The 23,766-nt window shown below is 42.2% G+C and carries 11 protein-coding genes and 1 tRNA gene; 7 read left to right on the top strand and 5 right to left on the bottom strand.

From position 1 onward, the window contains the following. Positions 1-2: 2 nt before the first annotated feature. From ACFSJE_RS10315 to ACFSJE_RS10300, 4 genes are all read left to right on the top strand, one after another. Entirely contained in the window at positions 3-14,276 is a 14,274-nt protein-coding gene (locus tag ACFSJE_RS10315) for a T9SS type B sorting domain-containing protein (protein ID WP_379830891.1), read from the top strand. 25 nt (positions 14,277-14,301) lie between these two features. Beyond that, positions 14,302-15,258, top strand: a complete 957-nt coding sequence (locus tag ACFSJE_RS10310; protein ID WP_379830890.1) for a PorP/SprF family type IX secretion system membrane protein — start codon at positions 14,302-14,304, stop codon at positions 15,256-15,258. A 44-nt stretch (positions 15,259-15,302) separates the two neighbouring features. Beyond that, complete coding sequence (gene folB / locus ACFSJE_RS10305) at positions 15,303-15,665, top strand: dihydroneopterin aldolase (RefSeq protein WP_379830889.1); 363 nt, start codon at positions 15,303-15,305, stop codon at positions 15,663-15,665. A gap of 47 nt (positions 15,666-15,712) precedes the next feature. Next, a tRNA-Cys gene (locus tag ACFSJE_RS10300) sits at positions 15,713-15,783 on the top strand. Positions 15,784-15,812: 29 nt separating this feature from the next. Here ACFSJE_RS10300 and ACFSJE_RS10295 read toward each other — a convergent pair. The 3 genes from ACFSJE_RS10295 to rnr are packed head-to-tail and all read right to left on the bottom strand — an operon-like array spanning position 15,813 to position 19,401. Further along, on the bottom strand, positions 15,813-16,481 hold the full coding sequence (locus tag ACFSJE_RS10295) for a LysE family translocator (RefSeq protein WP_379830888.1): 669 nt from the start codon (positions 16,479-16,481) through the stop codon (positions 15,813-15,815). Positions 16,482-16,487: 6 nt separating this feature from the next. Next, a complete protein-coding gene (locus ACFSJE_RS10290; protein ID WP_379830887.1) occupies positions 16,488-17,165 on the bottom strand; it encodes a head GIN domain-containing protein in 678 nt (225 codons plus the stop codon). Between the two features lie 52 nt (positions 17,166-17,217). Next, a complete protein-coding gene (rnr, locus tag ACFSJE_RS10285) occupies positions 17,218-19,401 on the bottom strand; it encodes a ribonuclease R (protein ID WP_379830886.1) in 2,184 nt (727 codons plus the stop codon). Positions 19,402-19,994: 593 nt separating this feature from the next. On the opposite strand from rnr, the gene ACFSJE_RS10280 reads away from it, so the two are divergent. From ACFSJE_RS10280 to ACFSJE_RS10270, 3 genes are read left to right on the top strand one after another with little or no spacing between them, the layout of a single operon-like run. Beyond that, entirely contained in the window at positions 19,995-20,426 is a 432-nt protein-coding gene (locus ACFSJE_RS10280; protein WP_379830885.1) for an RpiB/LacA/LacB family sugar-phosphate isomerase, read from the top strand. Between the two features lie 9 nt (positions 20,427-20,435). Then, entirely contained in the window at positions 20,436-21,356 is a 921-nt protein-coding gene (locus ACFSJE_RS10275) for a cation diffusion facilitator family transporter (protein ID WP_379830884.1), read from the top strand. Beyond that, positions 21,356-21,796, top strand: a complete 441-nt coding sequence (locus ACFSJE_RS10270) for a GNAT family N-acetyltransferase (protein WP_379830883.1) — start codon at positions 21,356-21,358, stop codon at positions 21,794-21,796. The genes ACFSJE_RS10275 and ACFSJE_RS10270 overlap by 1 nt, the downstream gene beginning before the upstream one ends. Before the next feature lie 129 nt (positions 21,797-21,925). Here ACFSJE_RS10270 and ACFSJE_RS10265 read toward each other — a convergent pair whose 3' ends face one another. Both ACFSJE_RS10265 and dcm read right to left on the bottom strand, forming a co-directional pair. Further along, on the bottom strand, positions 21,926-22,534 hold the full coding sequence (locus ACFSJE_RS10265; protein ID WP_379830882.1) for a hypothetical protein: 609 nt from the start codon (positions 22,532-22,534) through the stop codon (positions 21,926-21,928). After that, entirely contained in the window at positions 22,518-23,759 is a 1,242-nt protein-coding gene (dcm, locus tag ACFSJE_RS10260; RefSeq protein WP_379830881.1) for a DNA (cytosine-5-)-methyltransferase, read from the bottom strand. Before dcm ends, ACFSJE_RS10265 begins: the two co-directional genes overlap by 17 nt. Positions 23,760-23,766 lie beyond the last annotated feature (7 nt).

Here is a 23,766-nt window from a genome sequence, read left to right as displayed (position 1 = left end):
CCATGACCAACCATATCTTTAAAACAGTTATATGCCTTATCGGCATTTGGCTTGTTGGCTATACAGGTCAAGCCCAGGTAGAGGTTCCCTTTACTCCTAGGCTAGACAATTCGTATATCAACATAAAAGGAGATTATACGTTTCTATCAAACAGTATTATTAACCGAGTTGATGGTAGCAACACCGCCAATGACCCTTATAACGGAAGCGGAAACAACAACGGTTTCCATAGAGATTATATAGATATTGATGGAGACCCATCAACCTTCAGCTCCAGTAGTTCTACCTTGTCATTACCTGATTGTTCCCGAATTTACTGGGCCGGACTTTATTGGTCGGCCAACTACCAACAAGAGGTAATGAACAATTCGCAAATCTCTGGACTTCCGGCCAATGATACCAGAAGACTTGATTTTACTGCGATTAAATTCAAGGTGCCCGGTGGAAGCTACATTGATATTGTGGCCGATAATAACCCCGACCCCGTGGGGCAGGAAGATGCCATCATTCATGACGATGTTACCTTTAAAGATTCACCTTATACCTGTTTTAGAAACGTAACTGGTGAACTACAGGCCTTAGCCGACCCAGACGGGGAATACACAGTAGCCAACGTAAGGGCAACAAGAGGTGTTAGTGTTGGTGGTGCTGGTGGATGGACCTTGGTCGTTATCTATGAAAACCCAACATTGACCGGAAAATACATTTCGGTTTTTGATGGTTACGCTGGTGTAACCGGTACCGCAACTGCGGATATTTCCATTTCTGGATTCAACACAATTCCAGTCGGGCCCGTAAGAGCCAGATTAGGAGCCAGTGTTGTGGAAGGAGACCGAGGATTGACAGGTGATGCCTTTAGGATTGAAACCCCTATGAATCCAGGGTTTACAAGTCTTTCCAATGGAGCCAACCCGGCCAACAACTTTTTTAACTCCAACATTACCATTGATGGAGTAGACGTAAACACAAGAAACATTTATGCCACCAATACATTGGGGTTTGATTCGGATATTTTTGAAATCAGCAACCCCTCTAACAGTGTCATAGCAAACGGAGAAACAGATGCAACCCTTCGGCTTTATACCCAAGGTGATGCATTTGGTGCATTCTTGATGACCTTTGGTGTTGAGGTAATTGAGCCCAACATTGTACTGGAAAAAACTGTAGAGGACATTGGTGGAAACGATATTACCGGAGCCGGGGTAAACCTCGGTCAATATTTGGATTATGTACTCTCCTTCCGAAACACCGGTAATGATGATGCAACCAATTATGTCATCCGAGATGTACTTCCGGTGAACGTCACCTTGGATGAGGCTTCCATTGTAATGCCCACAGGAACAACCTACACTTATAACCCAGCAACTAGGGAAGTAACCTTTACCATTCCAGACAACCTGGTTGAAGAAGGAGACCCCGTTTCCGCAATTCGGATGCGAGTTCAGGTGGCTGAAAACTGTTTTGATTTTGTTGATGCTTGTACCGATGTAATTCAAAACTTGGCATACTCCACCTATGAAGGGATTATTAACGATAATCAGATTACCGATGACCCCAGTGTCTATGATTTTGATGACTGTGGATTCGGTACGCCCGGTGCAACCAACTTCTTATTGGATGACTTGAGTGCCTGTAACTTCACTAGAACTGTACAATTGTGCGGAACCAGTGTGGTCTTGGATGCTGGTGACAACTTTGACAACTATGTTTGGTACCGTGACGAAAACGGCAACAATCAAATTGATGTTGGTACCGACACTGTTATTACAGACGGTGATCCAGATGGTGACCCAAGTACACTTTTGGTGACTGAAACAGGAACCTTTTTAGTGGACAAACAAGTGGCTGACCCTTGTAAAGATTTCATGGAAATCATTGTTGTTGAGCTATTTGGAAGCGTTCAGTCCAACCCAATTACCGCATTGATCAATGATACCTCCAACACCATTGATGGAGAAATTGTGGTTTGTCCAAATGATGGTAGCGAGCTTCCAGAAATCTTCTTGTGTGGTCTTAACGACACAGAGCTAATTCAAGTTAACATTCCCGATGCCCAAAGCATTGTTTGGGAACAATTGGATGAAGCCAGTTGTGCTGCTTCAACTCAAGATTGTGCCAACACAAACAGTGGTTGTACCTGGAATACCGTGGATACCGGAAATGACTTTTTGGCTTCAGATTCAGGTCAATATCGTTTGGTAATCAATTACCAAAACGGTTGTTTTAGTAGGTTCTATTTCAACATCTACAAAAACCCTTTGAACCCACAATATACCTCAGAAGACATTATTTGTGACACGGATGGATTCATCACTGTGACCAACATGCCGGCCAGTTATGAGTATCGTTTAATTAACCAATCTACTGGAACAGAGGTTTTCCCTTATCAAACAAGCCCAACTTTTAACATCGCCAATAACGGTGCCTATACCGTTGAAATGAGACAACAAGGTGTTACCGATGGCTGTGTTTTCATTTTGGAAAACATTGGTATCCTTAGAAGGGATTTCCAAGTGGATATCGTTCCCAAGGAAGTGGATTGTAATGGCTTGGGTGAAATTGCCATTTCTGTGTTGAATGTAGAGCCCCAATACTACTACGAAGTTTCTCTTGGTGGAACCGTTGTGGACACCTATGGCCCTACTTCAGATAACAACTATACCTTCCTAAACTTGAACAGTGGAGTTTATGATGTAACCGTTACAACCGATGATGGGTGTGATTATACAGAACAGGTTACCATTGAAAACACCACAGACCTTGAATTAGAGGCTAGAATTTCCCAACATATTACCTGTAGGGAAGGAAATATTTTGATGGAATCCACAGGAGGAAAAACACCACACACCTATGCTATTTGGTCTTTTGTGGACAACAACGGAATCACTCAAATTTCTTATCCTACAGTAAATGACATTCCCGCTTCGGCCTATCAAACTAGTCAAATATTTGACATTCTAATTCCAGGGGACTACACCTTTGTGGTGGTAGACAGAAATAACTGTACAGCCATTTCAAATACAGTAACCATAGAACTTAGACCAGAAGCCGAGTTTAATGCCACAACCGTAAATGATGTGTTGTGTAATGGCGAGGCCTCAGGAACCATACAATTTAATCTTGTTGACGACAACGGCTACCAACTTACCTACTACTTGTTTGATGCTACTGGTTTTGACGAGAACAACTACAATATTGCCGATGCATTGGCAACCAACGCTTCAGGGTATTTCCCCGGACTTACCGATGGTGATTATGCCATCGTTGTTAACCAAAGAAAAGGAAGTGCTTCCTGTGATTATTTTGAGTATCAATCCATTGATGCGCCAGCAGCTGCCATTTCAGGTACTGCGGCACTTATTCAGGATTACACTTGTTTGCAGGATGGTATCATTGAGGCTCAAAATGTAACTGGGGGAACTGCTCCGTATTCATACAGTATTGATGGGGTAAACTTTGTAAGTGGTCCAGGAGCTGAAACTTTCTCAGGACTTACCGATGGTACGTACACTATCACCATCAGGGATGCTAATCTATGTACATTCGATACCAACCCTATTACCCTAGATCCGCTAAACCCACCTACAGATTTAACTTTTACGGCTACCAATCCAAGTTGTCCTACGTTTACTTCTGACGTTAGCGTAACCGTGGTTGGTGGAAACACACCGTTTGTTTTTGAAATTATTGCGCCATCCGCAATTGCCGCTACCTCTATTTTAGCGGGAACTGCGACTTTTGATGGATTGGCTCCGGACACGTATATGTTCAGGGTAACCGATGATAAAGGCTGTACCTATGATGAGTCTTTTACTATTGCTCCTGTTACGGAAATTGCAGTTGTTGGACAATTGGTGGCAAATATCACCTGTTTTGGTGCTGCCGATGGCGAGCTTTTGTACACCGTTAGCAACTTCAACACAGATTATGATTACTCCGTAACCGGTCCAGCCACCTTCTCTGGAAGTGCGCAGACCAACGGAACCATTTCCTTGACCGGATTGGCCGAGGGAACCTATACCATTACAGTAACCGATAACTTTACCAATTGTACCGATACCGCAGATGTGACCATTAACGCGCCTCCATCTGCTTTAACGGCTACTGAAACCGTTACCCAACCAACGTGTCCAGCTCCTGGATCTGTATCCATTGCTGCATCGGGAGGATGGGGAAGTTATAGCTATGAAATTACCGCTGGTCCTGCAGGATATGTTCTTCCTGCTCCACAATCCAATGGATTGTTCAGCAACTTGACCATCGGCGGAACTTATACGTATACCGTTACAGATGCAAATGGTTGTGTCTTCACCGATACTTTCGATATTATCGAAGCCGTTGCTCCCGTTTTGGCCATTGTGCCAAACGACATTTGTTATGATGATGCCACAGGCCTTATCCTGACTGCAAATGTTACTTCGGGAGGTGATGGTAATTTTGAATATAGCCTAAATGGAGGTCCATTTGGTGCAAGTAATGTATTTACCGGCTTGGGCCCTGGCTCTTACACCATCCAAGTTAGGGATGGCAATACCTGTATCGATACAGCTTCAATTACCATTGATCCAGAATTGAGTGTTATTGCCTCCGCTCCTAACATAACTGCCTGTGCAACGGACACCGATGTTACGATTACCGCCGCTGGTGGTGATGGAAACTATGTGTATGCCGTAGTTGCCAATGGCGTTACTCCAAACGCTGGGGATTTCTCCGCAACCAATCCTATAAGTGTCACCGGTGCTGGCGATTATGATGTATATGTTCGCGATAATAGCGGAGCTGCCGGATACTGTGAGGCCTCTTATGACATTGCCATTGGCCAAGATCCGCCATTGGCCATTTCTGTGGCTGACACTGGAATCTTGTGTAGCGGCGAATCGCAAGCCACTATTACCATTACGGCTTCAGGAGGTGAGGCTCCTTACCAATACAGCATAAACAATGGAGCTACATTTCAGGCCTCAAATACGTTTGTAAATCAACCTGCAGGTAGTTATAACATCCGAGTTAGAGATGCGAACAACTGTATCATCAATCAAATCTACAATATTACAGAGCCCTTTACCCTTTCGGCTTCTGCTGCTGTAACGCAGTTGGCAGAGTGTAACCCGGGATTGGGCGCTGAAGTTAGAATCACCAATGCCATTGGCGGTACTGCTCCGTATGAGTACAGTTTTAATGGTGGAACAACCTATGGTTCAAGTTCAATTGGATACTTATTGCCCGGAACACATACCGTTTACATCCGCGATGCAAATCTGTGTACCTATCCAATGACGGTAACCATTGACCCGGTTCCAACACCTCCCAATGTTACCCCTGCCATTGACTACGAATGTGATGGTGAAGGTATCATTACCTTGACTCCAGATAGTCCAGATTTTGACTATACCTATGCTTTGGATGGAACTCCAAACACTCCTGCTGATCTAAACATGTTCAATAATGTTCCTGTTGGTGCTCACACTGTTACCGTTAATTACACCAGCAACTCTGCGCCAACTCCAAGTGTTTTATTGTTGGAAACTTTTGGGGCTGGGCCTAACACCAGCATATCTGAAGTGGATCCCGCCTACTGTTATGAACCTCAGGATGGAAGTACAAGTCTATGTGGGTTTGGTACAGATACTCATATACAAGATGGCGAATACTCGGTAACACAATCCATTGTAAATCCTTATGGTACTTGGCAAAATCCCAATGACCATTCAGGAATGGCCAATGGTAGATTTTTGGCAATGAACGTTGGTGGTGCCGTAGGTCCTAATGGTATCATCTATGCAAAAAGAAATATTGAAGTGGTTCCAAACCGGGATATCACCATTTCACTTTGGGCTTTCAACCTTTTGCGTGTTGGAACAAGTGGGGCCGACCCTGACATTGACATTCAATTAGTGGATGGCGTTGGAACCGTAATTGCAAGTACAACTACTGGGCAGGTACCAAAAAACAATGGTGCCAATGACTGGCAGAATTACAGTGTGACCCTAAATCCTGGGGCTAATAGCAACTTGGATATTGTCATCCGAACCAACTCTGCTGTAACCGGAGGAAACGATATCGCTATTGACGATATTGAGGCTTTCCAAACCCCAGAAGTTTGTTCGGGAACATTGACACTTAACGTTAATGTTGAGGACGGACATGCATTTGATGGTGCAATTACCGCTTTTTCCAACCTTACGTGTAACAGCGCTGCGGATGGCACCATAACTTTTGAAGTTGAAAACTTTGAGCCCGGAACAGGATTTACCTATCAAGTAGACGGTGGTTCTGTTTCTGTTGCCCAATTTGCAAGCCCAATAACCATAACTGGTTTAGCAGCTGGTGCACATACCATCACCCTTGTTGATCTTAGAGATCCAGCGTGTTCCGTTACTATAAATCAGACATTAACAGAACCCAATCCGTTGGTGACAACCGCTTCGGTAACCAGTGTGATGACGTGTACCAATGGAGGCGCTACCATTACCGCTTCGGCTACTGGTGGAACACCTACTTATCAATACCAATTGGAAGACAATGGAGGTGGTATCCTTATCGGATATCAGTCATCCAATATTTTCTCAGGACTTGCTCCTGGTGACTATATTGTTCGTGCCAGGGACACCAACCTGTGTGAAGATCCTACTGATGCTGCCATTACCATAGTAGCGCCAGAAGTTATTGCATTTACCTCTACTCCAACCGCTTGTTACAGTGGAAATAATGATGGTACTATTACCGTAGACGTTACCGGTGGTAACGGCAACTATCAATTTAGCTTGAACGGTGGTCCTTGGATTACCCCAAGCCCAGCGGCATCAACTACGCATACCTTCTCCAGTCTTACAGCTGGAAACTACACCATCAATGTTAGAGATGGTTTTGGATGTGTGGGCACCCTACAAAATATTACCATTGAGGACGCTTTGGAAGCCTCTGTGGATGTTGTGGATATCAGCTCTTGTGCCGATGGAAGTATCACGGTAACAGCATCAGGAGGTGTTCCTAATTTGGAATATGCCTTCGTATTGACCGGAGTTACGCCCAACTCTGGGGATTTCTCCACAACCAATGTGTTCCCTGTTACCGCTGGTAATGAGGGTGATTATGATGTTTACGTACGAGACAATTCGGCCACAAGTCCTTATTGCGAATATATGGAAACAGTCACTGTGAACCCTGCTGTTCCATTGACCATGACCGTTACTCCAACAGACCCTGAGTGTCATGATGGAACGGGATCCATTTTGGTGGACATCACCTCAGGAATTGGCCCATATACCATTCAAATTATTGATGTGGATAACGGTGGTGCATCAGACCAAACCAATACCAACGTATTGGCCACAAGCAGAACGTATTACAACCTAATGCCCGGTGATTACACCATTAACGTGACCGATGCCACAGGGTGTACCATTACGGATACACAGACCATTAACAATCCAGATGAATTGACCGGGGTTGTTTCTGGAATAACACCCCCAACGTGTACTGGATTAATGAGTGACTTTGGGTTTGGATTCTCTGGATATCCATCCACATTGGGAACCATTCAATTTAGTGATGATGGAGGTGCCACATGGATTGGGGACAATTCCAACCCTGGAACTTCAGATCAATTTACTGGATATACTTCAGGTCAGACCGTTTATCCTTCCATGCGAACTGTAGACGGCTCAAATAATACAATTTGCCAGACCGACCTTCCTCCCTTCATCATACCATATCCTTTGGATGATTTGGACATTACCATTTTGCCTATTGTGGTCAATTGTAATGAACTACAGGTTACCGTGAGGGGTCAGAATGGTACAGCACCCTATGAATATGCATATTCAGACGATCCTGCCAACTTTAACCCAGCTACAGCGGCGTGGACCGCTCCGTTACCATTAGGAACAACCCATACCTTTACGAACTTGGTTCCTGGTAGGACCTATACCTTCTATGTAAGGGATAACGCTGGTTGTGTTAGACAAAGTAATGTGAACGTAAATGATATCATCACGGTGCCGCTTGAAATCACATCAAGTATAACACCAAGCTGTGATGGAGCAAACAATGGTAGCATTACCTATACCGTAACCGATAATCAAGCTCCGTTTGAAACACAATTTAGATGGTCTGTTTATGACATGAGCTCTGGTTCCGCGGTGTTGGTTGCAGATAGTGGAGGAATCGTTCCGTTTTCAACTCCTCAACAGGACGTTACCGTTAACAATTTACCTCCAGGAAACTATTTCATTGAAGTGGTTGAGGTAGATGGTTCAAACAATGATAGTTGTGTGGGTGCAACAGAAAATGAACTACTCATAGAACTAGATCCATTGAGCGGTACACCTATTGTGCTTCAAGACATAAGCTGTAATGCTCCAGGACTTATTCAAGTGCAAAACCCTCTTGGCGGTGGTGGTATTTACACCTATACCGTAACCGGGCCTGCTCCATTTACAACGATAACCGCCACATCTGATAATCCTATTGAAATTCCAGCCAATTCTCCTGCGGGAACCTATTCTGTTTCCATGGAAGACCAATATGGCTGTGCTATGCCATTGGGGGATGTGATTTTAGATTTGACTCCAAATCCAACTATTGATAGCATTGTGATCAACAACTGTACAACTCCTATTTCAGTGGAAATAAATGCCACTAGTACAGCTGCACAGATATTCTATTCGTTGGATGGAGGTACCACCTATTTGAATAATGGAGGTATTTTTAACAATGTTGCTCCAGGAACTTACAATGTTTCGATCATTGACAGCAATGGATGTATCGATACCGACGTCATCGATGTTTATGCTCCGCTGGAATTTACAGCCATACAAACTGTTGCCTTGGATTGTGAACCTGGTGCTGCTGCCAATGCTGAAATTGAAATTGAGGTCATTTCCGGATCTGGAAACTATGAATATATTATTGATGGCCCTGGTACAAACGACGTTGCAAGAACAACCCTTCCTTCAAATCCATTTACTTGGACAGGTGCTGCTGCTGCAGGAACCTACGAGGTAATTGTTTTTGATATGGGTACCGCTCCGCCAAATTGCTCAAGAACCATTAATGTAGAGGTTCCTGATGCTCCTCTGCCAAGCTTTACAGAGATTCATACAGATGTTACCTGTAATGGCTCCGATGATGGTACAATAACCCTTATCGAAACCGATACTGGAATCAACCCATTGACATATACACTTTCACCAATGCCCGCCGGTGCGGTATTGAATGGAAATACGTTTGAAAATCTTCCTGCTGGAACATATAGCGTTCGTGGTGTGGGTGCCAACAGCTGTTTTGTGGACATCTTTGATATCATCATTGTTGAACCTGACCCAATCGCCAACATTAACACCAATGTTGTTGAGTTTGGTTGTACTTTAGGAAACAATAGGAACAACGCCACCATTACTGTGGATTCAGGTTCTATTACAGGAGGAAGTGGTACTTATGTGATTTATGAGTTCATCAATGATCAAGGTACCCCAGCTACAGGTGATGATGTTGTGGTCCAAACAGGATCTAACAACGTCTATATTGAAACCAATATGGTAGGCGGCAGCTATATTATCAACGTATATGATGAGAATGGCTGTATGGGAACCACTACGGAAACCATTGCTCCTTTTGATCAATTGTTGTCTGCGGCTGTTACTGTTGATGCTGTGGCCACCTGTGTTACTGGTGAAGACATTACCATTACCGCAACAGGTTCCATCACCAATTCAACCACAGATCCTGCTAATTATGAGTTCAGATTGTTGCCTTCTGGTTCTTTCCAAGCTTCTGGCAGCTTCACCGGATTGAGTGTTGGGACACATAACTTTGAGGTAAGAAATACCATTACTGGATGTATTATTGTGGTATCACACACTGTTGCAGACCCTGAAGTATTGGATCTAAATGTGGTAAGCACCACAGACATTACCTGCTTTGGTGCTACAGATGGCGAGGTTGAGTTGAACTTGGTAGATGCTTCCAGCATTACCTATCCCAGTGCTACCAGCTACACCTTGTACTATGATATTAACAACACGCCAACCAATTTAGGTGACGATGTGGTTACCACCGGTTCTGATGCTGATGGTAACTTTACCATCACTGGACTTGCTGCTGGAACATATTATATTGAAGTCACAGATACCAATCCTCCGGGATCGGCCTGTGTATATACAGAATCATTCACGATTGCTGGTCCTGCCGCTCCTATTGCAGGAACTACACAAGTTACCCCTATTACCTGTGCTGGTAATGATGGTATTATTGATATCATCAACGTAACTGGCGGATGGGGAGGATACTCCTACTATGTTGGAACCTCGGCACCAACTGGACCTGGTGACTATCTGCCTAGCGCCCATTTTGATTCGTTGGCTCCTGGTACTTACGAAGCTTGGGTTATGGACTCCAGTGGTTGTGAGCAAATGGTTCAGAACAACATTGTATTGGTAGATCCAACTCCGATAACAGCTACGCTACAAATCAATCAGGATAACTGTACTAATCTTCAAGGCGAAATTGAAGTAGTGGGTACCGCAGGTGGACAGGGTAGTAACTATACCTACCAGCTTATCCGAAATGGAGTCAATGTCGGTTCACCACAGATCAGTCCAATTTTCTCTGGATTGGGTGCTGGTTCATATGAGGTACTTGTTGCCGATCAATGGACCTGTACAACAACTGTAGGGCCTGTTGTTCTTTTGGATGCCATGACGGCCACAACAACCGTTGTTAAGCCTATTGACTGTACGGTAGATCCAGGAGGAAGAATCACGGTGAATGTTAGCGGAGGTTCGTCTAACCTTACCTTTGATGTTATTTTCCCTGATGCTACAACTACATTGACCAATGCTACGGGTGTCTTCACTGGGTTGACTCAGCCTGGAATATACACCTTCACCATTACGGATAACGATACTGGAACTCCATGTACGATTACCGTTACCCAAGAGTTGGATGATAAGGTAGATCCAGTAATTGCCAATGTTATAGAAGACCCTGTAAACTGTTTTGGTGGTTCTGATGGTAGTTTAACCGTTGTATTAGATCCTGCTACTGTAGTAGATCCGGTATATACGTATGAGTTATACCAAATGTCAGACTTGGTGACGCCTTACCGCTTTGCGCAAAACAGTCCTGTGTTTGACAACCTTCCTGCCGGAGATTATCGTGTTCGTGTAATCTCATCAAGAGCTTGTGAAGATTTTTATGATGAAACTGTTACCGAACCTACCGTATTAACGGCAACGGCTACAGCTACGGATTTTCTGTGTAATCCGAACAATTCGGTAAACACATCAACCATCACAGTTACTCCTGTGGGAGGTACTGCGGATTATGCGTATAGTTTGAACAATATCAACTTCCAAACAGCAAACACTTTCCCTGTGATTGATTCTGGAGTTGATCAAAATATTACCGTATACGTTAGAGATGCCAATGGTTGTACTACAACAGCTTCCGTTTTCATACCTACAATAAACACCTTTACGGTAAATGTTACCCAGAACGTGGCCATTAGTTGTGCCAATCCTGAGGAAGTATTGTTGACAGTTTCTGACAATGGAGATGTGTCCAATACCTACACATTTGAATTGTTGCCTATTGGAAATCCTTATGGTTCTGCTCCAACAGTATTGACCAGCACTACTGCAACTTTTGAATTGACCGCTCCTGGAACCTATACGTTCAGAGTTACGGATAATGCAACGGGCTGTTATGTAACCACAACACCATATATCATTGCTCCTTACGACTTGATTGACGTGGTGGCCACGGCCACAGCGCCAGCGGTATGTTTTGGTGGTGCCGGTACCCTAGAAATCAATGTAACTGGATATTCAGGAACGTACGATTACGAAGTATTCCGCTCCAACGGTACCACAACGGGTATCACTGGAAGCGCAAATACCTCTACAAATCCGTTATCCATCACAGACCCTGCTTTGGTAGGTGGAAATTACTTTGTACGAGTTACAGAAACTGCCAACCCATTGTGTGTGGAGGATTCAAACACCATAACCATTATTTCGCCAAGTGCACAATTAATGGTGACTCCACAGCAGTTAGCCAGTGTTACCTGTACCAATGACCAAGGTGAAGTGCTTGTGTCTCCAACTGGTGGATATCCTCCTTACGATGTTGTTTTGACCAATACGACCACAACACAGGTGTACACGGTCAACAATGTCTATAGCTATTTGTTCAGTGGATTGTCTGAGGGTGTTTTTGATGTTCAAATTACAGACGCCAACGGATGTATCATCAATGAACCAATTACGCTTGTGCGACCTATGGATATCACCGCGGATATTGCTGCTTCAGCCACAATGTTGACTTGTTATGGCGATAATAATGCGTCCGTTTGGGCTGAAAATGAAGCTGGTGGAGAAGGTGTATATGAATATCAATTGAATATTTATGATCCATCTGGAACAACAATTGTATTCACTTCTGGTGAGCAATCTTCAGATACATTCAACAATTTGGGCGCTGGAATCTATAGTATTACTGTAACCGATGGTTGGAACTGTGGTACGGAAACATTGCCGATTACCATTTCCGAACCAACCGAAGTAACCGCATCACTGGTGCAATTAAGTGCCTTGACCTGTTTGAATCAAGCTGAGATTAGATTGACAGCTGCTGGCGGTTCAGGTTCGTATGAATACAGCTTAGATCAGGCTACATGGACAACAATGACCGGTAATACAGCCATTATCGCTGTAGGTGCTGGAGATTACCAGTACTACGTACGTGATCTTCCTAGTGGTTGTGAGGCTCAAATCTCCAATCAGGTAAGTATTGATATGGTACCACCATTGACCCTTACCATAGATGATTCTGCAGCCTTTATCAACTGTATGGGTGAATCAACCGCAAGTATTAGGGCTCAAGCCACTGGTGGTTTAGGTAACTATCAATATGAACTATTTGGTGATGCTGCCCTTACCAATCTATTGGGTGGTCCAGCAAGCAATGGAACCTTTAACAATCTTCCTGCTGGAAGCTACTATGTACGAGTGACCAGTGATGATTGTGTTGAGGTCTCTCCAGAGATTATCATTATAGACCCTGCACCATTACAAGTGGATAACCAATATTCTACCGATGTTACGTGTGCAGGTATGAACGATGGTACCATAACCGTTGAGGTATCAGGAGGAACAGGTCAGATTTTCTATGCCATTTCACCTAACCTTAACCAGTTTGATACGGAAAATACCTTTACAGACTTGGCGCCTGGCGTATATGACGTTATTGCCCAAGACATTAACGGGTGTTTCATGACATTCCAGTTCACCATTGTTCAACCAGAGCCTGTTGAGGCCGAGGCCATCAACATCATGCACGAAGTTTGTTTTGATAGCGCTGATGGTTCTTTTGAACTTCAGATTACTGGTGGTACCGCTCCTTACGAGACTGCTTTGAACTCCAACGCTGATGCTGATTTTGTGCCAAATCAAACGGTATTCCAAAACCTTGCAGCAGGAACCCATGTGGTATTTGTTCGCGATGCTCAAGGATGTGAGACCAATGTCTTTGTGGAAATAGAGCCCGGAGTAAATCTTGGTGCCGAAGTAACTCCAATGTATGAGTGTACTGGAAATATCCCTGATAACTATTTGAGTATTGTGTTTGAGGACCCAACTGTTGAGCCAGATGTCATGTACGCTTTGGATTCAACAGATCCTGCCGATATGCAGTTGTCCGCAGACTTTAGAAATATGACACCTGGTGACCATTATATTACCATTGCACATGCCAATGGTTGTATGACCACCTATGACTTCACCATTGAAGGCTACGAGCCATTGACCTTGGTTCTTGAAAATAACAACATCAACCAAATTACTGCAGTGGCAGAAGGTGGGGTTGAGGAATATACCTTCTATTTCAATGACCAGAACAATGGTTCGGACAATACGTATTACATCAATAGGACTGATACTTACACAGTTACAGTTATTGATCAGAATGGATGTGAGGTAACCGCTCAGATATTCATGGAATTCTATGACATTGAGATGCCTAACTTCTTTACCCCAGATGGCGACGGCCTCAATGATATGTGGATTCCAGACAATATTGAAGGCTTCCCAGACGTACTAATTATCATTTACGATCGTTATGGTAGAGTAGTGGAACGAATGACTCGAGACACCGCTGGATGGGATGGAGATTACGATGGCAAACCATTACCCACGGGTGATTACTGGTACGTGATTCGCCTTAATGGTGAAAATGACGATCGGGAATTTGTAGGCCACTTTACCCTATATCGATAATAATAGCATAACCTACTTGAACAGAATGTTTAAAAAAGCATACATATTAATCCTTTTGGTCTTGTTGGCCATGGGTGTCAGGAGTCAAGAGTTGACCCTACCTCAACACTCCCAGTATAATGCTGACAACCCCTTTCTAATATCTCCGACGTATGCTGGAATTGGTGACCATATTAAGGTTCGCTTGAATGGCTTGACCCAATGGGTAGGTATTGAAGATGCACCGGATACACAAACCTTGGCTGCTGATGCCAGGATTGGAAACCGCTCTGGGTTGGGTATGTTTCTATATAATGACAGTAATGGATTTACCAAGCAAAGGGGTGCGCGTGTATCATTTGCACACCATTTGACCATTGATCGTTATGTAGATCAATTTTTATCCTTTGGTATTTCCTATAATTTTAATCAATTCCGCATTGATACTGAAAATTTTACCGAGCAAAATGGCCAGCTTCCCGTGGATGATAAAGCAACAACCAACCACAACTTTGATGTTGGTGTGTTATATCGTAAAAACAGTTTCTTTTTAAGTATCAATGCAGCCAACATATTGCCTAAAAACTTAGAGAGCTTTAATCCAATCTTTGAACCTAATACCCTTAGAAACTATTATGTATATACGGGTTACAGTATCAAGAAAAACAAGAACAGTAAGTTCGAGTTGGAACCATCCGTATTCTTCCAATGGTTTGAAAGTGATAGTAGGTCCGTGACCGATTTAAACGCCAAATTCCGTTTTTATGATTTTGAGGATTATTATTACGTTGGTGCCACTTATCGCTTCTTGAATGATCCAAGTCAACCATTGACTCCTCTTTACCTTTCTCCAATGGCAGGCATAAAGAAAAACAATCTCTATTTTGGCTACTCCTACCAAATATTGACCAATGAAATTTCCGGTTATAATATAGGTACCCACGTTGTTACCATTGGAATGGATCTCTTCCAAGGGATAAGCAACTGTAGATGTATGTATTGATTTCGTTGCTTTTACCCTATTTTTGCCCTGTTTAAATCAAAGGTGTGGGAAAGATTAGGGTAAACAACATCAGGATACATTCCAATCATGGATGTTTAAAGGAAGAAATGCTTATTGGGAGTGACTATAGGGTAGATTTGGAAATTTCAGCTGATTTATCCCTGCCTTCCGCTTCAGATAAACTTACGGAGACCGTAGATTACGTCCATTTGAACAATATTGTAAAAGAAGAAATGGCCATACGTTCCAACCTTTTGGAACATGTTGCCAAACGAATCATTGACCGTATATTTTTAGAAATAAATGAAGTTTCAAAAGTAAAGGTCGAAGTTTCAAAAATCAATCCACCTATTGGTGGTGATGTGGAAAGTGTAACGGTTATTTTAGATGTGGAAAGGCCCAAATAAAATCGTTTGGGTAACCTAAAAAAAGTAGTACCTTTGCACTCCAAAATGGCATCGTGGCCGAGTGGCTAGGCACAGCTCTGCAAAAGCTTGTACAGCGGTTCGAATCCGCTCGATGCCTCTGCAACCCAACAGATTTGTTGGGTTTTTTTATTGGTTCATGTGTTCTATCCGTTCAATTTCCTTTTTGATATTGAACTCATCTTTTGGAAGAAATCCCTTGGTAATCAATACTATACCACAAATAATGAGGACAATTCCAAGCCCTTTTTTTATAAGGACAATACGCTCTTGGGTCAAGTATTTTTTTAACTGCTTGGCCAATATAATTTTTACAAGATCTGTAGAGAAATAGACAATGAGCACGGTAGAGAAGAAGACCATCATTCGATTGGGATTGTTGTCTAAACTTGGACCCACTACAATTATAAGACCCAACCAAAACGCCAGCACACCAATATTGATGAAGTTCAATAAAAAACCTTTGACCATTAGGGTAAGGTAGGTTCCTTTTTTTGCTCTGATACTTGCCTTTTTGCCATCCTTTTTCACAAAAAGTACAATTCCATAAACCAAGAGAATCATACCTCCAAAAACAAAAAGTCCAGGTTGGTTGCTGAGGTTTTCCAATAGTTGGAAACTACTGAAATAGGCAATCATCAAGAAAACAATATCGGCAAGAATTACACCAATATCCAAAGATACCCCTGCCCTGAATCCCTTTGTGGCACTTGTTTCCAATAAAACAAAGAAAACAGGCCCAATCATAAAACTCAGTAAAAATCCTAACGGTATGGCTGCCTGGATATCATCAATCATTTCACCCTATTGCATTCTTTTAATTTTTCCGCCAAACACGGTGTTTTCATCCATCTTTTTTGGGTCACCGTAGACCAATACCTCACCACCGGCCTTAACATTGGCTTTTACATAATCCGTTGCATAGATTTCGGCATTTCCACCTGCATTTACGGTAACAGTGGTAAACTTTGTTTTAAACGTTCTTCCGTTGTAGGCACCTCCGGTGTTGATGATTACATCTTGAATGTTGGAAAATCCTGCGGCCAAGATTTCACCTCCAGAAATCGATTTGATCAACAACTGGTCCACTTGACAATTGATTTCCAACTGGGCACCTTCCTGAGCCTTTAGCTCCAATACCTCCTGCACATAAGTTTCATCAGAGGAAATTCGCGCATCTTCATTAACGTCAATAACTTTAAGGGTTTCTGTGTGGTACAAATCTACATACGTGCGATAACCACTGAACATTTTGGTTACTTCCATCCTAATTTTTAAAACCCCATCATTGTTCACAACAGCTACTTTATGTGTGTTTGCCCCGCTTATAACTGCTTTGTTCTCTTTTGATTTAATTAAACGCACAGAAATACCATCAAAAGCTTTTACCTCAGTAAACTTTTGAAGCTCAACGGTAAATTCCTCTTGTGCAGTCAATGCCTGTAAAGACAGGCATAACAAAAGAATCATGTAGGTTTTCATACTATAAAAATTTGGTTCTCAATAGAATAACAAATTTTATTCCAAAATAGTATCATTCCTTCTTACCAATCAACGAAAAGTCTAAATGGCGTTTTACCAAATCGGTGTCTTTGACCATCACATAAACTTCATCTCCCAATTGGTACATTTTCTTTCTTCGTTCACCAATAATGGCATACTGGCGTTCATCAAAAACGTAGTAATCGTCCTTAATATCGCGAATCCTGACCATTCCCTCACATTTATTCTGAACAATTTCCACATAAATACCCCATTCGGTCACTCCAGAAATCACTCCCAAGAACTCTTGGTCCTTGTGATCTTCCATAAATTTAATCTGCATATACTTGATCGAATCCCTTTCTGCATTGGCCGCCAACAATTCCATATCCGAAGAATGTTTGCACTTTTCTTCATAAATGGTCTCTTTGGGTGGTTTGCCTCCATCCAAATAATGCTGCAGCAATCGATGGACCATCACATCTGGATACCTACGGATTGGAGAGGTAAAATGGGTATAGTACTCAAATCCCAAACCATAATGGCCAATATTTTCCGTAGTGTAAATCGCTTTACTCATACTACGTATGGCCAAGGTATCTACCAGGTTCTGTTCCTTCTTTCCTTTTACGTCTTCCAATAATTGATTTAGCGAACGATTCACACTCTTTCTGTCCTTAAGGTTAATACTGTGTCCAAATCTGGAAATAACGCCGTTCAAGGCCATTAATTTTTCCTCATCTGGCTCATCATGCACCCTATAAACAAATGTTTTCTTCTGTTTCCCGATAAATTCAGCCACTTTCCTATTGGCCAAAAGCATAAACTCCTCAATCAATTTATTGGCGTCTTTCGCTTCTTTGAAATAAACACTTTCCGGTTCGTTGTTTTCATTCAAATTGAAACGAACCTCAATCTTATCAAAAGAAATGGCTCCGGCATCCATGCGAGCTTTTCGCATAATTTTGGCCAGCTCATCGAACTTGAGAATGGCTTCAACCACATCCTCCGAAACCGTGTAAGCATCTTCCCTGATGGAAATCTCCTTCGGAATACCCGCTTGTTTGGTTTCAATGACATGCTGCGCCTCCTCATAAGCAAATCGCTCATTGGAATTAATGGCTGTTCTTCCGAACCATTGATTGACCAACTTGGCCTTATCATCCATTTCAAAAATGGCCGAAAACGTATATTTTTCCTCGTTAGGTCGAAGCGAACAAGCATTGTTGGACAAGACCTCCGGAAGCATGGGAACCACCCGGTCCACCAAATACACCGAAGTTGCCCGATTAAAAGCTTCATCTTCCAAAACCGTATCGGGAACAACATAATGGGAAACATCTGCGATATGGATACCAATTTCATAATTGCCATTCTCCAATTTTTGAAATGAAAGGGCATCATCAAAATCCTTGGCATCCTTGGGATCTATAGTGAAAGTAAGCACATCACGCATGTCCCTTCGGTTGGCAATCTCCGATTCCTTAATGGAGGTATCCAAAGTTTTGGCAAACTGTTCCACTTCGTATGGAAATTCATAGGGCAACCCATATTCTGCCAAAATGGAATGAATTTCGGTATTGTGTTCCCCTGGTTTTCCTAGCACCTCGATTACTTCACCATAAGGCGAATCGGCATCATCTGGCCAATCTCCAAGTTGTACCAAGACCTTGTCGCCATCATTTGCTTTTTTAAGCTTTTCCAACGGAATAAAAATATCCGTATACATTTTAGGGTCTGTAGGACGGACAAAAGCAAAGGTCTTTTGCTTATCCACAATGCCCACATACGATGATTTTCTTCGTTCCAAAACTTTTGAAACTTCACCTTCTGGGCGTTTCCCATTTCGTTTTGGTTTTAAGAAAATCTCCACAATATCACCGTGAAATGCTTTGTTAATCCGATTGAATGGAACAAAGATGTCATCATCCACATCCTCAATAATCACATAGGCATTTCCACTGGAGGTCATATCAACCTTACCCGTAAAATAGGTATGCAAACTTGGTTTTTTCTTGTATTTGCCCCGCTCCACTTCTACAATTCTATCGGTGGATTTGAGCTGCCCCAAACGTTTGATAAGCTCGTTTCTATCTTGGGTATCAGTTATGCCCAATTTTGAGGCTATCTGTTTGTAGTTAAAACTTTGGTTCGGATCCTTTTCTAGAACTGTGAAAATGCCTCTGGTGATTTCATTCTTCCGCTGACTCCTGTTCCTCTTCTTTTTCTTTGACATTAACGTCCTTATTTTTTTGAAAAATACGAATTATAATTCTTGACAGCCCAAGAAAGGTGAAGTAATCGAAACGATAAGTGAGTTTTATCAACAATTACTATAATAACATCTTTTCTTTCTTTTTGAATTTAAAAAAAATGATGATGATGATAGATTGTTGAAATGTGGAATAATTTTTTTCTTGATTTCTTGCTTTGAACAGATGGAATTTTTTGTTCACAGTTTTTCAGATGGAAATAGATAACGAAATCAATGCATTACCATTTTTATGAACGATTTTTAATAACTGTTTTCAACATGAATTTATTGAAAACTTAAGATTGATTTAATGTTAACTAGTCGTAATTTTTGTTCCTATTGGGTTGATTAATTTTTAAGGAATTATCAGTTCAACATCAAGAAATTTGAGTAATGGATTTATTTTCAGAAATAACAAAATTTAATTGCACTTAGTTTTCTTAAAAACATTAACAAAAAGGTGAAAATTATAATCCCTTGTTTTACAAACCTCTGCAAGGATTCATTGTTTTTTATCAACATGGGCACTCAAAAAGAATTGTACCTTTGTAAGGCATCAAATTAATACCATAACCATGAAAATAGCCATAGGGAACGATCACGCTGGAACCGATTACAAGTTAGCCATTATAGGACTTTTAAAGTCAAAAGGAATTGAAGTCATTAATTATGGTACCGATGGTACCGATAGTGTTGATTATCCAGATTTTACACATCCCGTTGCCACGGATGTAGAAGAGGGGAATGTGGATTTTGGTATTGTCATCTGTGGAAGTGGTAATGGGGCAACCATGACCATCAACAAACACCAAAAGGTTCGAGGCGCGCTATGCTGGACCAAGGAAATCACACAATTGGCCAGAGAACACAACGATGCCAATATCCTAAGTCTTCCTGCACGTTTTATTTCCCTTCCGCAAGCGTTGGATATGGTTGAAACATTTTTGAATACGGAATTTCAAGGGGGCCGGCACGAGAGACGAATCGAAAAAATTCCCTGCAGTTAAACCGAACACATGGGTCACCACCATCACCATCATGGTCATTCACACGCACACAATGATTTAAAAGGGAGAAATCTCCTCATTTCTATTGTTTTAAACATTGCCATAACTGCTTCCCAAGTGATAGGCGGACTTATTTCTGGAAGCTTGGCCCTGCTTTCAGATGCGCTTCACAATTTTAGTGATGTACTTTCTTTGGTCATAAGCTACGTAGCCGCAGTTTTTGGTAGAAAAAAGGCATCGGCGCATAAAACGTTTGGGTATAAACGAGCGGAGATAATGGCCGCTTTTGTAAACGCCGCCACCTTGGTGGTCGTTGCTTTATTTTTAATGAAAGAAGCCGTGGAGCGACTGTTCAACCCACAGGAGATTGAATCTGGCTTGGTTATCTGGCTTTCCATTTTGGGCATTGCAGCGAATGGTTTTAGTGTGCTTTTGTTGAAAAAGGACGCGGACAGCAATATGAACATGAAGTCCGCATATCTTCATTTATTGACGGATATGATGGCTTCCGTTGCCGTTTTAATTGGCGGTATTCTGATGAAATTTTTTCAAATATATTGGGTGGATGCAGTTTTGACCATGTTGATTGGTATCTATCTAATTTATATGGGATATGACTTGTTGAAGGAATCTACTAAAGTATTGATGTTGTTTACCCCAAAAACCATTGTTGTACAAGACATTGTTGAATCCATTTGCACCATTGACCGAGTCAAGAATGTGCACCATGTTCATATCTGGCAACTTAATGAAGACGAAGTGCACATGGAGGCCCATATAGATTTTACGGAGGATATTAAACTTTCCGAATTTGATTCTATTTTGGAAGAAATAGAGGAGCATGTCTACCACAAGCACGGTATCAACCATGTTAATATTCAACCTGAGTTTGATAAATGTGATTCCAAACACGTAATCGTTCAAGATTAATGGAAGCGGTTATCAAAACATTTGATGAACTTTCCACCCAAGAATTGTATGAAATTCTGCGTTTGCGAAGTGAGGTTTTTGTTGTTGAGCAGGACTGCGTATACCAAGATATGGACAACAAGGACCAAAAAGCACTGCATGTTTTGGGACTGAAAAACGGAAAGATCGTCGCCTACACCCGAATGTTCAAACCAGGGGATTATTTTGAAAATGCTAGCATTGGTAGGGTAGTAGTTGCCCAGGAACAGCGAAAATATGGATTTGGCAAGCAGATTATGCAAGTTTCCATGGCGGCTTTAGCACAACGATTTCCAACCGCCACTATTGAAATTTCTGCCCAGAAATATCTACTAAAATTCTACAATGAATTGGGTTTTACTGCTACCGGTGAAGAATATTTGGAGGATGGAATTCCACACATTCGAATGGTTTTTAATTAGGCTTTTGTTATTATCCCGCTACCCTTCGATTACGCCTAGGGTTACAGCAAGAAATTTAATTGTCCCCTTGAGGGGACTTTAGGGGTGTTTTATTACTAGATTCCCGCTTGGTCGAGAATGAAAACTGAATCAAACCAACCGCCTGGCCACTCCAATAGCCATTAAATAATCCAGTTTTAAAATTAAATTTATAGGTTTTTCCGCCTTGTTTTGGGTGGAAAAGAACAGATATCCCTCATGCAAAGGATGTAGTTTTTTGAGCCCCAATTTCCCATGATGGCCGCTATGTTGCAGAACAATTTCTTGAAATCGTTCTGAAGTCAAATTCAAAACGGATAGATGTTGTATCAGTTTTTCCCGATTCACAAAAGTGATGTTGCAAGAGGTAAAACGGTCTTCTTCATCGGAAAAGATACTAGTGACCAAAGCATAGAAATCCGTTTTTTTAGAAGCATCAAACAACCATCCCCCTTTTTTAATCTTAGCTTTTTCGTAGAAAAGTTCAAAAGCAAAGGTTGGGAGATTTTCATTGACATAATCCAGCTGGGCTTTTTCGTCAACAAAATAGGTGGCACCTGTTTTTTTATCAGTTAGGATAACATCAACACCCAAAAGCTGTTGTTCTAAGTCAACAACGCGTTCAAAAGTATATTGCTTTAGGTGCTTTTGATAGTAAACATCAAGTAAAGGGGTTAGTCGGTGTTCTTTGGATAAGTCAGCTTTAAATTTGCTCTTCAAGTTCGGATATTTTCTGGAACAGGGTCGAGCCAATCTGTTCCACAATACCCACTACTAAGGCATTTCCCATAAAAAATGCCCGTTTGGCATCGGGAATACCTTCCAATAAAGTGTGATTGTCCGGAAACATGTTCAACCGTTCCAATTCAACAGGAGAAAGTCTTCGAAGTCCATTTTTGGTCTGGACTACGTGCTTAAACCGAGAGGGAGACGCGCCCCCTTCTCCGGTAATAATAGTTCTGGAAGGTTGATCAAGCGCATCGGGAAACACCATGCTTCCCTCGCTGTAATTATATTCAAAACCCGCTTTGGTCCTGCGGATTTCTTTCTTGGCGCCTTTTAAATATTCCCACTTGGGCAGGTCAGTTTCAGCAATGTAAAGGTGTTCGGGAGCTGACCCATTTTCCAAGATATCGGAAAGTAACCTACGGGGACCATTATACGACGAGGTTACTTTTAAGCTCGTAACAGCGCCATTTTCGCAAATTCCAGCATTTAAAAATGGAGAAAGGCCCTTTTCGGCATTGAAATTATCGGTTAGCGATACTAAGTCTTCCTCTAAATGAAAAGAAACAGGTAGTTGCGTGTTTTTGTCCACTGGAAACGCGGCGGAAAGTACACCATCGTCCAGAATCCAGTCTTTTGCTGTGCTTTTTTGAAGAGATTTGAACAGTTGTGTGGACTCATGAAACGCCAGAAAAAAAACCCGCCTTCGGCGCTGAGGCATTCCATACTCGGCCGCATTGATTACGCGCCATTCCACGGCGTAACCTAGGTCATTTAAACTTCGTAGCATCACTGCAAAATCTCGTCCCCGTTGGGTGGACGGGGATTTTAAAAGGCGGTCCACATTTTCAAAAAATAGATATTTTGGCTTATTCTCTTTTTCGGAAAGAATGCGATGGATGGACCACCAGAGCACTCCCTTTTTACCAATGAGTCCTTTGGAATTTTTAAGCGAAGTGGCCACGGAATAGTCCTGACAGGGAAAGCCGCCCACCAATACATCATGGTCTGGAATTTCTTTGGTCTCCACCTCTTCGATGTTTTCATTGGAGTGGTTTTTGCATCCGAAACGGGCTTCGTAAACCCTAGAGGCGTGCTGGGTAACGGTTGAGGGCTCCCATTGATTGCTCCACACCACGTTGTAGTGACCGGTTTTTTCCAAACCCAAACGGAAGCCACCTACCCCGGCAAAAAGTTCACAGACCTTAAGTTTTTGCATGTTCAAA

This window comes from Flagellimonas iocasae (assembly GCF_042682725.1).
GTDB lineage: Bacteria > Bacteroidota > Bacteroidia > Flavobacteriales > Flavobacteriaceae > Flagellimonas > Flagellimonas iocasae.
This window is presented reverse-complemented; position numbering and strand designations above follow the sequence as displayed.

Coding starts and splice junctions, on each gene's coding strand:
- ACFSJE_RS10315 (WP_379830891.1), top strand. CDS start 3: ATGACCAACCATATCTTTAAAACAGTTATATGCCTTATCGGCATTTGG.
- ACFSJE_RS10310 (WP_379830890.1), top strand. CDS start 14,302: ATGTTTAAAAAAGCATACATATTAATCCTTTTGGTCTTGTTGGCCATG.
- ACFSJE_RS10295 (WP_379830888.1), bottom strand. CDS start 16,481: ATGATTGATGATATCCAGGCAGCCATACCGTTAGGATTTTTACTGAGT.
- ACFSJE_RS10290 (WP_379830887.1), bottom strand. CDS start 17,165: ATGAAAACCTACATGATTCTTTTGTTATGCCTGTCTTTACAGGCATTG.
- rnr (WP_379830886.1), bottom strand. CDS start 19,401: ATGTCAAAGAAAAAGAAGAGGAACAGGAGTCAGCGGAAGAATGAAATC.
- ACFSJE_RS10280 (WP_379830885.1), top strand. CDS start 19,995: ATGAAAATAGCCATAGGGAACGATCACGCTGGAACCGATTACAAGTTA.
- ACFSJE_RS10275 (WP_379830884.1), top strand. CDS start 20,436: ATGGGTCACCACCATCACCATCATGGTCATTCACACGCACACAATGAT.
- ACFSJE_RS10270 (WP_379830883.1), top strand. CDS start 21,356: ATGGAAGCGGTTATCAAAACATTTGATGAACTTTCCACCCAAGAATTG.
- dcm (WP_379830881.1), bottom strand. CDS start 23,759: ATGCAAAAACTTAAGGTCTGTGAACTTTTTGCCGGGGTAGGTGGCTTC.